This window comes from Flavobacterium sp. PL002, from assembly GCF_054165825.1.
In genome coordinates, this window is the sequence record NZ_CM135110.1 from 2,963,979 (window position 1) to 2,978,415 (window position 14,437).

12 protein-coding genes are annotated in these 14,437 nt (G+C 33.5%); 10 read left to right on the forward strand and 2 right to left on the reverse strand.

The window, feature by feature from the left end:
- Positions 1 to 19 precede the first annotated feature (19 nt).
- Positions 20 to 2,248, reverse strand: coding sequence for an FUSC family protein (locus ACVEGE_RS12925; RefSeq protein ID WP_192499818.1), 2,229 nt, complete (start codon positions 2,246 to 2,248; stop codon positions 20 to 22).
- A 203-nt stretch (positions 2,249 to 2,451) separates the two neighbouring features.
- Here ACVEGE_RS12925 and def point away from each other — a divergent pair, with 203 nt between their 5' ends.
- From def to ACVEGE_RS12945, 4 genes are all read left to right on the forward strand, one after another.
- Positions 2,452 to 3,039 (forward strand): peptide deformylase, encoded by a 588-nt coding sequence (gene def / locus ACVEGE_RS12930; RefSeq protein ID WP_173853134.1) that lies wholly within the window; start codon positions 2,452 to 2,454, stop codon positions 3,037 to 3,039.
- 90 nt (positions 3,040 to 3,129) lie between these two features.
- Entirely contained in the window at positions 3,130 to 3,597 is a 468-nt protein-coding gene (locus ACVEGE_RS12935; protein ID WP_173853133.1) for a DUF5606 family protein, read from the forward strand.
- Positions 3,598 to 3,680: 83 nt separating this feature from the next.
- Positions 3,681 to 4,481: a nucleoside triphosphate pyrophosphohydrolase gene (gene mazG / locus ACVEGE_RS12940; RefSeq protein ID WP_173855637.1), complete on the forward strand. Its 801-nt coding sequence runs from the start codon at positions 3,681 to 3,683 to the stop codon at positions 4,479 to 4,481.
- 164 nt (positions 4,482 to 4,645) lie between these two features.
- The gene (locus tag ACVEGE_RS12945; protein ID WP_173855638.1) at positions 4,646 to 6,091 is read left to right on the forward strand and encodes an APC family permease; all 1,446 of its coding nucleotides are present in this window, start codon (positions 4,646 to 4,648) and stop codon (positions 6,089 to 6,091) included.
- Positions 6,092 to 6,095: 4 nt separating this feature from the next.
- Here the strand turns inward: ACVEGE_RS12945 and ACVEGE_RS12950 are convergent, their stop codons facing one another.
- The gene (locus ACVEGE_RS12950; RefSeq protein ID WP_173855639.1) at positions 6,096 to 6,776 is read right to left on the reverse strand and encodes a Crp/Fnr family transcriptional regulator; all 681 of its coding nucleotides are present in this window, start codon (positions 6,774 to 6,776) and stop codon (positions 6,096 to 6,098) included.
- A 106-nt stretch (positions 6,777 to 6,882) separates the two neighbouring features.
- On the opposite strand from ACVEGE_RS12950, the gene ACVEGE_RS12955 reads away from it, so the two are divergent.
- The 6 genes from ACVEGE_RS12955 (at position 6,883) to ccoG (ending at position 14,422) form a co-directional block, all read left to right on the forward strand.
- Complete coding sequence (locus ACVEGE_RS12955; protein ID WP_192499817.1) at positions 6,883 to 9,273, forward strand: heavy metal translocating P-type ATPase; 2,391 nt, start codon at positions 6,883 to 6,885, stop codon at positions 9,271 to 9,273.
- 87 nt (positions 9,274 to 9,360) lie between these two features.
- On the forward strand, positions 9,361 to 9,552 hold the full coding sequence (gene ccoS / locus ACVEGE_RS12960; RefSeq protein ID WP_173853128.1) for a cbb3-type cytochrome oxidase assembly protein CcoS: 192 nt from the start codon (positions 9,361 to 9,363) through the stop codon (positions 9,550 to 9,552).
- A gap of 2 nt (positions 9,553 to 9,554) precedes the next feature.
- Complete coding sequence (gene ccoN / locus ACVEGE_RS12965) at positions 9,555 to 11,744, forward strand: cytochrome-c oxidase, cbb3-type subunit I (protein ID WP_173853127.1); 2,190 nt, start codon at positions 9,555 to 9,557, stop codon at positions 11,742 to 11,744.
- A 91-nt stretch (positions 11,745 to 11,835) separates the two neighbouring features.
- Positions 11,836 to 12,006: a CcoQ/FixQ family Cbb3-type cytochrome c oxidase assembly chaperone gene (locus tag ACVEGE_RS12970; protein ID WP_173853126.1), complete on the forward strand. Its 171-nt coding sequence runs from the start codon at positions 11,836 to 11,838 to the stop codon at positions 12,004 to 12,006.
- A 24-nt stretch (positions 12,007 to 12,030) separates the two neighbouring features.
- Complete coding sequence (locus ACVEGE_RS12975) at positions 12,031 to 12,933, forward strand: cbb3-type cytochrome c oxidase N-terminal domain-containing protein (protein WP_173853125.1); 903 nt, start codon at positions 12,031 to 12,033, stop codon at positions 12,931 to 12,933.
- A gap of 70 nt (positions 12,934 to 13,003) precedes the next feature.
- A complete protein-coding gene (gene ccoG, locus ACVEGE_RS12980) occupies positions 13,004 to 14,422 on the forward strand; it encodes a cytochrome c oxidase accessory protein CcoG (RefSeq protein WP_173855643.1) in 1,419 nt (472 codons plus the stop codon).
- Positions 14,423 to 14,437 lie beyond the last annotated feature (15 nt).

A 14,437-nucleotide genomic window follows, 5' to 3' on the forward strand; every position in this document is an offset into this window, starting at 1 on the left:
TATAAAGCCCAATAGTTCGCTATTGGGCTTCTTTTTTTATTGTCATAAGCAACTGTGTCGACTTAACAATATTCTCTGACAAGTTGTTGAGCCAAATCAATTGTTCAATAATTAAATACGCTTCTTGCATTTTTAATTGAAATTCCTCTTCATTTATTTCACTTCTATTTTTTAATTCCTTGATGCGGATATTTTTGAGCTCTGTAAAGCGTTTGCTGATGTCTTCACTAGTAATTCGGTTTGCTACAGCGGCATCATTCTCAGTTAAAATTAAAATGGCATAATCTAAATTTTGAATCACTCTGTCTACAACGGCATTAAAAGCTTCTGAAGCTTCAGATGTTTTATGAGATTGTATGTAAGTACCTAATGAAGCCGCAGAGGAAAGTAAGGTGTGGTTAAGCACCGTTAATTTATAAACTTGTGGCAACTGATTCTGTTTGGACTTGGGTTCTTGTAACATTCTTTGGAAAGAAGCCATCAAATTTCCTATATCAACAAAAGCATGCTTTCGAGCCAAACGATAAGAGCTGGGTACTTCTCCTTTTTTATTGTAAAAAAGAGAGATTTCTTGCAAGTAGTTGCGGTTTGCTATAAATGATTTTTCTAAATAAGCTGGAACATTTAAAAACTCCCAAGAGGGCCAAATAAAACTATTTGCTAAAAAAGAAAGTAGCGCACCTACAAGGGTATCTAAAACACGAAACTGAATTACGTCTTGAATATTAGGGGTTAAAATTCCGTAGATAAAAATCACATAAATAGTAATAAAAGTAGCGCCTATTTTGTAATTCGTTGGTGTAAACGAAAAACCTAAAATCATTGATAATACTGCTAAAACACCTATAACTTCTGGTTGATGAATAAAAGATAGTAACCCAAAAGCAATTATTCCGCCAAGAAAAGTACCAAAAATTCTATGATACGTACGTTGCTTAGTCAATCCATAACCTTGTCTCATAATCACAACAATTGTCAAGACAATCCAGTAGGTATTTTGAAAAGGAAGAATTTGACCAATGATGAAACCAACGAGTAATGTAATGGTTAATCGCAAAGAATGTCTAAAAACAGTCGATGAAAAACTAAAATTTTCAATCAATGTTTCTAAAGGGTAGTATTGCGACGTAATAAATTTTTCAAGGTCTTTGTCTTTATCTTTAAAGTCGGATATTACTTTTTTAGAAGTAAAGGTGCGTTCTAAGACTTTGACTTTCTCCACTTGTTTTTCGGCGTAATGCAACATAGTTGTTAGCATAAAAACGCCTTCATCTGCTAGCTCTTTTCCAGTGTCATTTTCATAATCAGAAATTGCAATTTCTAATTTTTGAAGGTCATTAATTAAGTCGTGTTTGGCTGTATAAGGTTTGCTTTCTTCAAGAGCTATGGCTAGTTTTTTTAATGTTTTTGCTAAATTGTAAGCTAGTTTCTGGTAAGTGCCTAAAACATTAGGATGTGCATCAAATTTTTGATGTAGTTTATTATGGTCAAATGAATTTGAAACAGCTAATTCCATTATTTCTACAAGGGAAATAAAGGTCATCAACATTTTTCTATTTTGATTAGAAGAACCCGTATTAGCTCTATTTCTAACCAATACTTCTCTAATGTTTTCATGAATTACATTCAGCTCCACTTGAAGGTCTAATTGCTTTTTAGTAATTGCTTTTCTATCGGAGTTTAATTTCCATAAATCTCCTCTAAGTTTTAAGTATTTAGAGGTGAGCTGGATGCATTGCGCTAGTTGTAATTCAATATAACGATGGGGGCGTAAATAGTGAAATATTAAGGAGATTAGTAAGTAGAATAAACTTCCGCTAAGGATGAGTCCAGAGTACTTTAAGATTTCCCAACCGGTTTGAATATGGGCAAAAGCTAAAGCCAAAGCTAATAATGCCGAGAAAGAAACCATAGTGGCACGTTGTCCATAAACTGAAATCATGGATAAACTAAAAATCAGTACAATCAATAAAGGGTAAAAAAGAATAGGATAAGGATAGGCTAAATTTATTACTAGGTTGACGCCTGAAACAATAAAAGCAGTAACTAAAATTCCGTTAACTTTATGTTTTAGATTACTAGGAATATCACTGGGATAGGTAAAGAAAGCTCCTAAAGCCATAGCAAAACCCATCTGAAAATGACCTAGATAGATAAAAAACAGCACAGGAGTAACAGAAGCAATGGTTACTTTTATAGCATTTGTGAAATAAGTAGAGTCGGTAAACTTTTGTATTTTAGAAATCATAGATTATAGCACTTACCAGCAAAGGTAAGGATTGTACGACTTAAGACGCTCATATTAAAGGGGCATTTAATAGATTATTATAAAAAAAGACTATTTATGAGGTTGGAATTATTCATTCTCTAATTTTTTACTATTTTTGCAAACTGCAACTGAAGAATGAAAATTCTAAACTTGTAGATTATAATATTTAATACAAAAAAGCAATGATTTTACCGATTGTAGGATATGGTCACCCCGTTTTGAGAAAAGTAGGGGAAAATATTACAGAAGAGCACCCAGAATTGAAGCAGAAAATTGCTGATATGTATGATACGATGTATAATGCATGCGGTGTTGGTCTTGCTGCTCCACAAGTAGGAAATGCAATTCGTTTGTTTGTAATTGATACTACTCCTTTTAGTGATGATGAAGATTTAGAACTAGACGAACAAAACCAATTAAAAGGATTCAAAAAGACATTTATAAATGCTAAAATAATTCTTGAGGAAGGAGAAATTTGGAGTTTTAACGAAGGTTGTTTAAGTATTCCAGATGTTCGTGAAGATGTTTTTAGACACGAAAGAATAACTGTAGAATACTGCGAAGAAGATTTTGTAATGAAAACGGAAGTATTTGAAGGTTTGATTGCAAGAGTAATTCAGCATGAATACGATCATATTGAAGGTGTTTTATTTACAGATAAAATTTCGTCTTTAAAAAAGAGATTAATTCAGAAGAAATTAAAAAATATTACAGAAGGAAAGACTTTTCAAGATTATAGAATGAGATTCGTTGCCAAAAAGGGTAGGTAATTGGGTATTACAGTCTTATTTTGGTATGGTCTTTGGTCTTAAAAAAAAACATAACACAAATCAAATTCTTAAATAATAATTAAACGAAAAATGAATTTAGAAAAAATATTAGCCATTTCTGGAAAGCCAGGTTTATATGTTCTTAGAGTACAAACACGTTCAGGGTTTGTTGCAGAATCATTAGCAGATGGAAAAAAGATTACAGTAAATTTAAAAAGTAACGTAAGTTTATTATCTGAGATTTCAATTTATACTTACGAAGGAGAGAAGCCATTAACTGAAATTATGAACAATATTGCAAAAAAGGAAAACAATGGTCCTGCAATTTCTCATAAAGAAGACAATGCTACTTTATTAGCTTATTTTAGAGAAGTATTAACTGATTTTGATGAAGATAGAGTATATCCATCAGATGTCAAGAAAATTTTAAATTGGTACAACATACTTCACGGTAAAGGTTTAGTTGTTGATGCTCCAGCAGTAGAAGAAGCGGTTGAAGCTGTTACTGAGGAAGTAGTTGCTGAAAAACCAAAAAAAGAAAAAAAAGTTAAAGAATAATTATTCTTAATACATACAAAGAAATCCTGTAATCTACTTTTTTAGATTACAGGATTTCTTAATTTTACACAAAACCTATTGCTATGAATTCAAGACAAACACAGCTGCAAGCTTTTGAGAGATTATTAGACATCATGGACGACCTAAGGGAAAAATGTCCTTGGGATAAAAAGCAAACCATGCAATCGTTAAGACATTTAACTATTGAAGAAACTTACGAATTGGGTGATGCTATTTTAGATAATGATCTAAATGAAGTCAAGAAAGAGTTGGGAGATGTATTGTTGCATATTGTTTTTTATGCTAAAATAGGAAGCGAAACAAAAAACTTTGATATCGCTGATGTGTGTAACGAAATTTGCGAAAAACTAATTCACCGTCATCCGCATATTTACAGCGATACTGTTGTAAAAGACGAAGAAGAAGTAAAGCAAAATTGGGAAAAACTAAAACTGAAAGAAGGAAGAAGTTCTGTTCTTGAAGGTGTTCCTAAAAGTTTGCCTGCACTTGTAAAGGCAAGTCGCATTCAAGATAAAGTTAAAGCAGTAGGTTTTGATTGGGATGAGCCTCATCAAGTTTGGGAAAAAGTGCAAGAGGAGTTAGAGGAACTTCAAGTTGAGGTTAAAGCTGGCGATCAGGATAAAATGGAAGCCGAGTTTGGTGATGTTTTATTTTCGATGATTAATTACGCCCGTTTTTTAAACATAAATCCTGAGGATGCGTTAGAGCGCACCAATAAAAAATTCATCACACGCTTCCAATACCTTGAAAGCAAAGCAGGCGAACTAGGAAAACCCTTAATGGACATGACCTTGGCTGAAATGGATGTTTTTTGGGAAGAAGCGAAGCGGCTTCCTAAAAAACAGGAATTGGAAAATGGGTGATTTTCAAATATTCTAAATTGGGAAGAAGCGAAGCGGCTTCCTAAAAAACAGGAATTGGAAAATGGGTGATTTTCAAATATTTCAAATTGGGAAGAAGCGAACAAAATATAAGTTTATTTTAGCGAACGCATAAAACAAAAAATCAAGTCAATACACATTTAAATATGTCAGAAAATAAAACGGAGTTAAAACGCTCGTTAGGATTAATTGACGCTACCAGTTTAGTAGCGGGTTCGATGATAGGGTCGGGGATTTTTATAGTAACATCAGCAATGGCGCGTGACATAGGATCGGCTGCATGGTTGCTAGTAATCTGGTTGGTTACAGGTTTAATTACAGTTGCTGCGGCCTTAAGTTATGGTGAACTAGCGGGAATGATGCCCAATGCCGGTGGACAATTTGTTTACATTCAGCGTGCTTACGGAAGGTTAGTTTCTTTTCTATACGGTTGGACCGTTTTCACAGTCGTACAAACAGGTGTAATTGCAGCTATAGCCGTAACATTTGCAAATTATTCGGCAATATTTTTCCCAACTTTAGACGACGTTATTTTTACCATCGGTACTAATTTTAGTTTTACAAATAGTAAAGTACTTGCTGTTTTTAGTATCATTTTGCTAACATATATTAATACTAAAGGGGTTCGAAGCGGAAAAATAGTTCAACTGATTTTAACTTCAGCTAAGTTAATTGCGCTTTTTGCTTTAATAATATTAGGGTTGTATGTGGGTTTACAAACCAATATCCTTTCGGATAACTTTACTAATATGTGGGAAGCTAGTAAAACAGTGGTTGAACCCAACGGTACCATTACAGTTACTAAATTAACAGGTATGGCATTGCTAGGTGCTGCAGCTGCAACCATGATCAACTCTTTGTTTTCAAGTGATGCTTGGAATAATGTTACTTTTATAGCTGGAGAAATCAAAGAACCAAAAAAGAATATCCCCAGAAGTTTGTTTCTTGGTACGTTGATCGTTACTATTATTTATGTACTAGCTAATGTAGCTTATTTAGCGTTGTTACCCATGCAAGGTACGCCAGGAGCTGCGACAGCTTTTGATAGCGGAATCATGTTTGCCAGTAACGACAGAGTAGGAGCAGCAGCAGCAGGTATGATTATGGGAAATGTGAGCGTTTTTGTAATGGCAGCCTTAATCATGGTCTCTACTTTTGGTGCTAATAGCGGATTAATATTATCTGGAGGTAGATTGTTCTTTGCTATGGCAAAAGACGGATTGTTTTTCAAACAAGCTACGGAGCTGAATAAGAATCAAGTTCCTGCTAAAGCGTTATGGGTTCAATGTATTTGGGCTTGCGTATTAGCAGTTTCTGGTAAATTCGGAGATTTATTAACCTATGCTACTTTTGCAAATTTATTGTTTTATATTTTAACCATCCTAGGAGTCTTTATTTTGAGAAAAAAAGAGCCTAACACAGAACGACCGTACAAAGCTTTTGGTTATCCATTTGTACCGGCGCTTTATGTTTTGGTTACTACAGGGATATGCTTGACGTTATTGGTGTATGATACGGTTAATACAGGTCTAGGCCTAGGGATTGTATTGTTAGGAATTCCTGTTTATTACTTTTTAATGAATAAAAAATAATAATTTATTCAGCTAATTTTTTTAGTTTATTTAATTCTAAAATCGTGATTTTCTTTCCTGATAAATCGATCAGTCCTAATTTTTTAAAGTCAGATAATAAACGAATACAGCTTTCGGTAGCGGTCCCTATCATTCCTGCTAACTCATCGCGAGTTAATTGAATATGTAGTGATCCGTCTTCGTTTTTTCCAAAAGTACTTTCAAGATATATTAAAGTTTCTGCTAATCTTTCTTTTACAGTTTTTTGCGCCATTGAAACGGTATGTGTTTCAGAATCTTTTAAATCACCACAAATGTTTTTCATCACATTCATAGAGAACTCATTGTTGGTATCAAAAAATCCCATAACATCTGTTTTTGGGATATAACAAACCTCCATATCTTCAAGAGCTACAGCACTTAAATTTACAGGTTCATCACTAATCATGGAGCGTTGTCCTAATAATTCCCCTTTAGTAACTAATTTAATGATTTGCTCTTTACCATTTTGGCTCAATTTACTTAGTTTTGAAACCCCATCTTTGATGCAAAAGATTCCGTTTACATTTTCACCTTCGGTAAAAATAGTTTCCCCTTTTTTTATTTTGTAAGAAGTTTTGCATTCTGCAAGTTTAATAACTTCTTCTTTGTTTAGCGCTTTCAAAGCGCTGAATTGCCTTACAATACATTGGTCACACTTACTCATTTTGTATGTTTTTATGGGATTCAAATTTAATGATTAAGTATGACATATATCATATTTTATTTTGCATTTCTTTAAGAAATTTGCAAAAGGTAAAATGAGCAAAGTTATGGACACACAAAACTGTTTCCATTGTGGGTTAGATATTATAAAATCAGAAGAAATTATTTTTGACGAAAAAAGCTTTTGTTGCAACGGTTGTAAAACGGTGTATGAGATTTTTAGTGTCAATGATATGACATGCTATTATGATTTTGAAAATGCCCCTGGAGCAACTCCATTAGATATAAATGGGAAATATGATTTTTTAGAAAATGAAAGTATTGTCGCAAAATTATTGGATTTTCAAGAAGCTGCAACCGCTGTGGTTTCACTTAGTATTCCTCACATACATTGTAGCTCGTGTATTTGGATTCTGGAAAATTTACAACGTCTTCAACAAGGAATAAGTACTTCACAGGTTAATTTTCCTGAAAAGAAAGTTAGAATCACGTACAATCCCGAAGTGGTTTCTCTTAAGCAAATAGTGTATTTACTAAGTGCTATTGGCTATGAACCTTACATCAGCTTGGAGAATTATGAGACCGGAAAAAACAATGTCGATAGAAGTTTAACTTATAAGTTAGGAGTAGCATTCTTTTGTTTTGGGAATATTATGTTGCTTTCATTTCCGGAATATTTTGAGGTAAAAGAGTTTTGGTTGGATAGTTTCAAACCTTTTTTTAGAGGATTAATCTTTGCATTATCACTTCCTGCATTTTTCTATTCTGCTTCAGATTATTATGTTTCGGCTTACAAAAGCATCAAATCAAGAATGCTAAATATTGATATTCCTATAGCTTTGGGAATTATCGTCATGTTTGTTAGAAGTGCAGTCGATATTTTATTCGATTACGGTTCGGGCTTTTTTGATAGCTTGACGGGTTTGATCTTTTTCATGCTTCTTGGTAAAATGTTCCAAATCAAAACCTATAGTTTTTTAAGTTTCGAAAGAGACTTTAAATCCTATTTTCCAATAGCAATTACCAGAATCAATAGCGATGCTTCAGAAGAGAGTGTGCCTATTTATGATATTCAAAAAGGTGACCGATTATTAATTAGAAATCAAGAACTAATTCCCGTTGACGGAATACTAATTAGTGATAAAACCGCCATTGACTATAGTTTTGTCACTGGAGAAGCAGACCCTATAACTAAAAACTCTGGCGATAAAGTATTTGCTGGAGGAAAACAAATGGGCAAAGTCATTGAAATGGAAGTCTTACATTCGGTTTCACAAAGTTACTTAACGCAATTGTGGAGTAACGATGTTTTTCAAAAAAATGTAGAACGCAAACACAAAACCATAACCGATACGATTAGCAGGTATTTTACTCCAGCCTTGTTGTCCATTGCATTTTTGGCTTTTGGTTATTGGATTTTTATTGATACCAATACTGCTTTTAATGTTTTCACGGCCGTTCTAATTGTAGCTTGTCCTTGTGCGCTGGCGCTGACTGCTCCGTTTACGATGGGGAATGTACTACGAATAGTAGGCAAGCAGCAGTTTTATCTTAAAAATGCGTTGGTAATTGAGCAATTAGCGGCAGTAGATACGATTGTTTTTGATAAAACAGGAACGATAACAACCAATAAGAAATCAAATATAGTGTACGAAGGTGAGGCGCTTTCGAACCAAAATACAATACAATTAAAAAATGTACTTCGAGCGAGTAATCATCCATTGAGCCGAATGTTGTATGATTATTTGCCAGACAGCACAAAAATAAAAACCACTCATTTTGAAGAGATCACAGGGCAAGGAATTGTGGCAACAATTGATGGAGTTGAGGTGCAAATAGGTTCTGGGATTTTTGTACAAAATAAAGTTGAAAGTAATAATCTACAAACAGCTGTTCATGTAAAAATTGACAGTATTTATCTCGGAAAGTATATTTTCAATAATCAATACAGAGAAGGTTTAGAATTATTATTTAAAAATCTAAAAGACGATTACCAAATCAAAGTATTATCAGGAGATAATGAAGGAGAACGAGAAATTCTAGAGGTATTATTACCCAAAGGAACTGCACTTATTTTTAATCAAAAACCAGAACAAAAGCTGGAATTTATTAAAAAACTACAAGACGAGGGTAAAAATGTGATGATGGTGGGTGATGGTTTGAATGATGCGGGTGCATTGGCACAAAGTAATGTTGGAATTTCAATCTCTGAGAATGTGAACGTTTTTTCACCGGCTTGTGATGCTATTTTAGAAGCTAAACAATTCGAAAAATTAGATTATTTCTTGAAGTTGTCTAAGAAAGCAATGTTGACTATTAAAATGAGTTTTGCCTTATCATTATTGTACAATGTTGTAGGATTAACATTTGCGGTCACAGCAAATTTAAAACCTTTGATAGCCGCTATTATCATGCCTTTGAGCACCATAACCATTGTGAGTTTTGTAACTATAATGAGTAATTATTATGCTAAAAATTTAAGAAGAAAAAAGCATTAATAATTTTACCATAAAATAGGTAAATATGATATATATCATATTTAATGATTAACCAATAAAGTAATTTTGTTAACATAATTTTAAGGTATGAGTGTCATTTATTTATTAATCGGAATCAGCATATGTGTTGCTATTGGGTTTTTTGTAGCGTTCATAATTGCTGTAAAAAGTGGTCAGTACGACGATGATTATACGCCATCAGTACGAATGCTATTCGATGATGAAATCAAGAAAACACCAAAAAAAGAAATACAAACAATAAAAGAAAAACAAATTTAATTATGGAAATGCAGCAGTTTTATTATGACAACAAAATTGTAAAGAATTTCATTTACGCTACCATTCTTTTTGGTGTAGTGGGAATGCTTGTAGGGCTTACGCTAGCTACAATGTTTCTTTTTCCTAACTTAACTGATGGAATTTCATGGTTGAGTTACGGGAGATTAAGACCTTTACATACTAATGCAGTTATTTTTGCTTTTGTAGGAAATGCTTTTTTTGCTGGAATGTATTATTCTATGCAACGATTGCTGAAAGCAAGAATGTACAGTGATTTTTTAAGTAAACTTCACTTTTGGGGATGGCAATTAATTATTGTTGCCGCTGCCATTACCTTGCCTTTAGGATACTCTACATCAAAGGAGTATGCAGAATTAGAATGGCCTATAGATATTGCCATTACTTTTATTTGGGTAGTGATGGGTATCAATATGATTGGAACCATGATAAAAAGAAGAGAGCGTCATTTATATGTAGCAATCTGGTTTTATTTAGCAACATTTGTTACCGTTGCTGTTTTACATATTTTTAATAGTTTAGAAATTCCTGTTTCATTGTTTTCAATGAAAAGTTATTCTGTTTATGCAGGAGTTCAAGATGCCTTAGTGCAATGGTGGTACGGTCATAATGCGGTTGCATTTTTCTTAACCACACCGTTTTTAGGGTTGATGTACTACTTTGTGCCTAAAGCAGCAAATCGTCCAGTATACTCTTATAGATTGTCTATTGTGCATTTTTGGTCTTTGATCTTTATTTATATCTGGGCAGGACCGCACCACTTATTATATTCGGCATTGCCTAACTGGGCTCAAAACCTTGGAGTTGCTTTCTCAATCATGTTACTTGCTCCATCTTGGGGAGGTATGATTAATGGATTATTGACTTTACGTGGTGCTTGGGATAAAGTTCGTGTGGAACCAGTACTTAAATTCTTTGTTGTAGCGATTACAGGTTACGGTATGGCTACTTTTGAAGGACCTATGTTATCACTTAAAAACGTAAATGCAATTGCGCATTTTACAGATTGGATTATTGCTCACGTTCACGTAGGGGCTTTAGCTTGGAACGGATTTATGGCTTTTGGTATGATTTATTGGTTGGTTCCAAGAATGACCAAAGGACCTTTGTTTTCTACTAAATTAGCCAACTTCCATTTCTGGATAGGAACACTTGGAATCATATTGTATACATTACCAATGTACGTTGCAGGTTTCTTACAAGCTTCTATGTGGAAACAATTTAATCCAGACGGAACCTTAACTTACGGTAACTTTCTTGAAACTGTAACGCAAATTATGCCAATGTATTGGATGCGTGCAATAGGTGGAGTTTTATACCTTACAGGAATGCTTGTTTTAGTTTATAACATCACTAAAACGATCATGGCTAATGAAACAATTGAGGATGAATTAGCTGAAGCACCTGAATTACAGAAAATTAGCAGTAGTCGTATTAAAGGTGAAAAATTCCACCCTTGGTTAGAAAGAAAACCAATTCAATTAACAATTTTAGCTACTATCGCTATTTTAATTGGTGGTGTGATCCAAATTGTACCTACAATTATGGTGAAATCTAATATACCAACAATTGCAAGTGTAAAACCATACACTCCTTTAGAATTAGAAGGTCGTGATTTATATATTAGAGAAGGTTGCGTAGGGTGTCACTCGCAATCAGTACGACCATTCCGTTCAGAGGTGGAACGTTATGGACCACAATCTAAAGCAGGAGAATTTGTTTACGATCACCCGTTTTTATGGGGATCAAAACGTACAGGACCAGATTTACTTAGAGTAGGTGGCAAGTACAATGACAACTGGCACTTTAACCACATGTGGAGTCCACAAAGTACTTCACCGGGATCTATTATGCCAGGTTACAAATGGTTATTTGATAATAAACCGTTAGATATTTCAGATATTGAAGGAAAAATGAAAGTGATGCAAACACTTGGAGTTCCTTACAGTGATGCCGAAGTAGCAAATGCTAAAAATGCTATTAAAATTCAGTCTCAAAAAATTGAAGATAATTTGCATGCTGATCCTGACTTTGTAAAAAGTTATGAAAACAGCAAGAAAAAAGCAGCTGCAAAAGGAGAAGAATTTGTACCAATGCACCAAAGAGAAATTGTTGCTTTAATAGCATACATTCAAAGGTTAGGTACTGATATCAAAGTAAAAGATAAAAAGTAATTGAGAGGCAGCGTTTCAAAGTCAAGGATTACAGATTTTCGAATCTAAAAACTTTGAAACTTTGCACCTTAGAAACTAAAAAAAAATAAATATGTTCGAACAAATAAAACACAACATGGAAACCATCGCAGGTGTTGCGATTTATCCCATTCTGTCATTATTGATTTTCTTTTTCTTTTTCGTAGGATTAGGAATTTGGGTTTTCTCTTATAAAAAGGAAAAGATAGAAGAGTTGAGTCAAATGCCATTGAACGATAAATAAAAGTATAATTTCAAAATAATTAAAATGAAAAAATTAATCCCAGCATACGTAAGAGTACCCGTAATTTTCTTTTTCGTGTTTGGCGCAATGGAATATTTCATAGATTCAGGTTCGCAGCCCGCATTTATAAGGTACCCTATGGTTTCTTTATTCTTATTTGTATTCCTGTTTCTTTTAATAGCGATCGAAATAACAATTAAAGCGATTGATAATATTACGTATCAAATGCTTACCGAGGAGCAAAAAGAGCAATTAGCAGTAGCAAGTACAGTTAGCTACAAAGAAAGCGAATGGTTCAAAAATTTAATGCAAAAATTAACTAAAACGGAACCTATTGAAAATGAACTTGATATTTTATTAGATCATGATTATGATGGTATCAAGGAATTAGATAATAATTTACCACCATGGTGGGTGTATTTGTTTTATGCTAGTATCGTTTTTGGGGTCGTGTATTTTGTTCATTTTGAGATGATGGGTGGAGACAACCAAGAAATGGAACTGAAGAAAGAATTGGCTCAAGCCAAAATTGATGTAGCAGAGTATATGAAGACTGCTCCAGATTTAATGGATGAAAAAACAGTTACTTTACTAACAGAACCAGCTGATTTAGCTGAGGGAAAAACAATTTTCACTACTAATTGTGCTGCTTGTCATAGAGCTGATGCAGGTGGTCAAATTGGTCCAAACTTAACTGATGATCACTGGATTTTAGGTGGCGGAATTAAAAATATTTTTCACACTCTTGTTAATGGAGGTCGTGATGGTAAAGGAATGATTTCTTGGAAAGGAACTTTGAAACCTAAAGAAATGCAAAAGGTAGCAAGTTATGTTATCTCTCTTAAAGGAAGTAATCCTGTAGACCCAAAAGCACCAGATGGTGAAATATGGGTAGACGAAGCAGCAGTAGCTCCTGCAGCAAAATAACAGCACTGATTTACTATGTTTTGATGTCAAATAAAAGGCTTCAAAGGGTAGCATTAAAATACCATATAAAATGTCAAAATTGCCAAACGAAGCTTTTAGAGATACCATTGGAACTATAGACGAAGAAGGTAAAAGAAAATTTATTTTTCCTAAAAAACCTTCAGGGAAGTTTTATGATTACCGTAAGTGGGTTAGTTATTTTTTGTTAATCATTTTAGTTGCCAATCCGTTTATAAAGATTAATGGAAACCAATTTATGATGTTCAATATATTAGAACGTCGTTTTAATATTTTTGGTTTTCCTTTTTGGCCGCAAGATTTCTACATTTTTGTACTATTTATGATAGTAGGTGTGGTATTTGTGATTTTGTTTACCGTAATTTTTGGACGTATATTTTGTGGGTGGATTTGTCCGCAGACTATTTTTCTAGAATTAGTTTTTAGAAGGATAGAATATTGGATCGAAGGTGATCGTGGTGCGCAAATTAGGTTGTCAAAACAAGAATGGAATGCCGAAAAAATTAGAAAGAAAGGGATCAAATGGTTTATCTTTCTCATTATATCTTTCGCTATTGCAAATGTGTTTTTAGCCTATTTAGTAGGCAGTGATGAGCTAATTCAAATGATAGAAGATGGTCCCGAAACGCATACAAGTACCTTAATTGCGTTATCTATTTTTACTGGAGTTTTCTATTTTATATTTGTTTGGTTTAGAGAACAAGTTTGTATTATAGCATGTCCTTACGGAAGATTGCAAGGGGTATTATTAGATAATAAATCGATAAATGTTGCTTACGATTTTGTACGTGGAGAAAAAGAGGAAGGAAGAGCTAAATTCAATAAACAAGAGGATAGAGCAAGTACTGGAAAAGGAGATTGCATCGATTGCAAACAATGTGTAAATGTTTGTCCTACAGGAATCGATATTCGTAATGGTACTCAATTAGAATGTGTAAACTGTACCGCTTGCATTGATGAATGTGATGTGATTATGGAAAGTGTAGGCTTACCAAAAGGATTGATTCGCTATGCTTCTGAAGATGAAATTGAGAAAAAAGAGCCTTTCAAATTTACTGCGAGAATGAAAGGATACTCCGCTATTTTATTAATATTAGTGGGTATTTTGACAGGATTATTGTTTTTACGTACAGAAGTTGAAGCGGTTATTTTAAGATTACCAGGACAATTATTTGAACATAAGGGAGATAATATTAGTAATATTTACACCTACAAAGTGATCAATAAAACAAATAATGACTTTAAAGACATTCATTTTGAATTGGTAGGAATAAAAGGAACACTAAAACTTGTGGGTAACCAACATTTAAAAGTGGTGAAACAAGGGATGAGTAGTGGTACGATGTTTATAGAAATCAACCAATATTTGTTAGAAAGCGACAAAACTAAATTGAAAATTGAGGTTTATGATGGCAATAAAAAAATTGAAACAAGTACAACGAGCTTTTTAAGTCCGCGTAGTTTTGATTAATTATAAAATGCTATT

Bases quoted from the DNA above. Each gene is read 5' to 3' on its own strand.
- ACVEGE_RS12970 (WP_173853126.1), top strand. From the start codon at position 11,836: ATGTTCGAACAAATAAAACACAACATGGAAACCATCGCAGGTGTTGCG.
- ccoG (WP_173855643.1), top strand. From the start codon at position 13,004: ATGTCAAAATTGCCAAACGAAGCTTTTAGAGATACCATTGGAACTATA.
- ACVEGE_RS12945 (WP_173855638.1), top strand. From the start codon at position 4,646: ATGTCAGAAAATAAAACGGAGTTAAAACGCTCGTTAGGATTAATTGAC.
- ACVEGE_RS12935 (WP_173853133.1), top strand. From the start codon at position 3,130: ATGAATTTAGAAAAAATATTAGCCATTTCTGGAAAGCCAGGTTTATAT.
- ACVEGE_RS12975 (WP_173853125.1), top strand. From the start codon at position 12,031: ATGAAAAAATTAATCCCAGCATACGTAAGAGTACCCGTAATTTTCTTT.
- ACVEGE_RS12950 (WP_173855639.1), bottom strand. From the start codon at position 6,776: ATGAGTAAGTGTGACCAATGTATTGTAAGGCAATTCAGCGCTTTGAAA.
- ccoN (WP_173853127.1), top strand. From the start codon at position 9,555: ATGGAAATGCAGCAGTTTTATTATGACAACAAAATTGTAAAGAATTTC.
- ccoS (WP_173853128.1), top strand. From the start codon at position 9,361: ATGAGTGTCATTTATTTATTAATCGGAATCAGCATATGTGTTGCTATT.
- ACVEGE_RS12925 (WP_192499818.1), bottom strand. From the start codon at position 2,248: ATGATTTCTAAAATACAAAAGTTTACCGACTCTACTTATTTCACAAAT.
- mazG (WP_173855637.1), top strand. From the start codon at position 3,681: ATGAATTCAAGACAAACACAGCTGCAAGCTTTTGAGAGATTATTAGAC.
- def (WP_173853134.1), top strand. From the start codon at position 2,452: ATGATTTTACCGATTGTAGGATATGGTCACCCCGTTTTGAGAAAAGTA.
- ACVEGE_RS12955 (WP_192499817.1), top strand. From the start codon at position 6,883: ATGGACACACAAAACTGTTTCCATTGTGGGTTAGATATTATAAAATCA.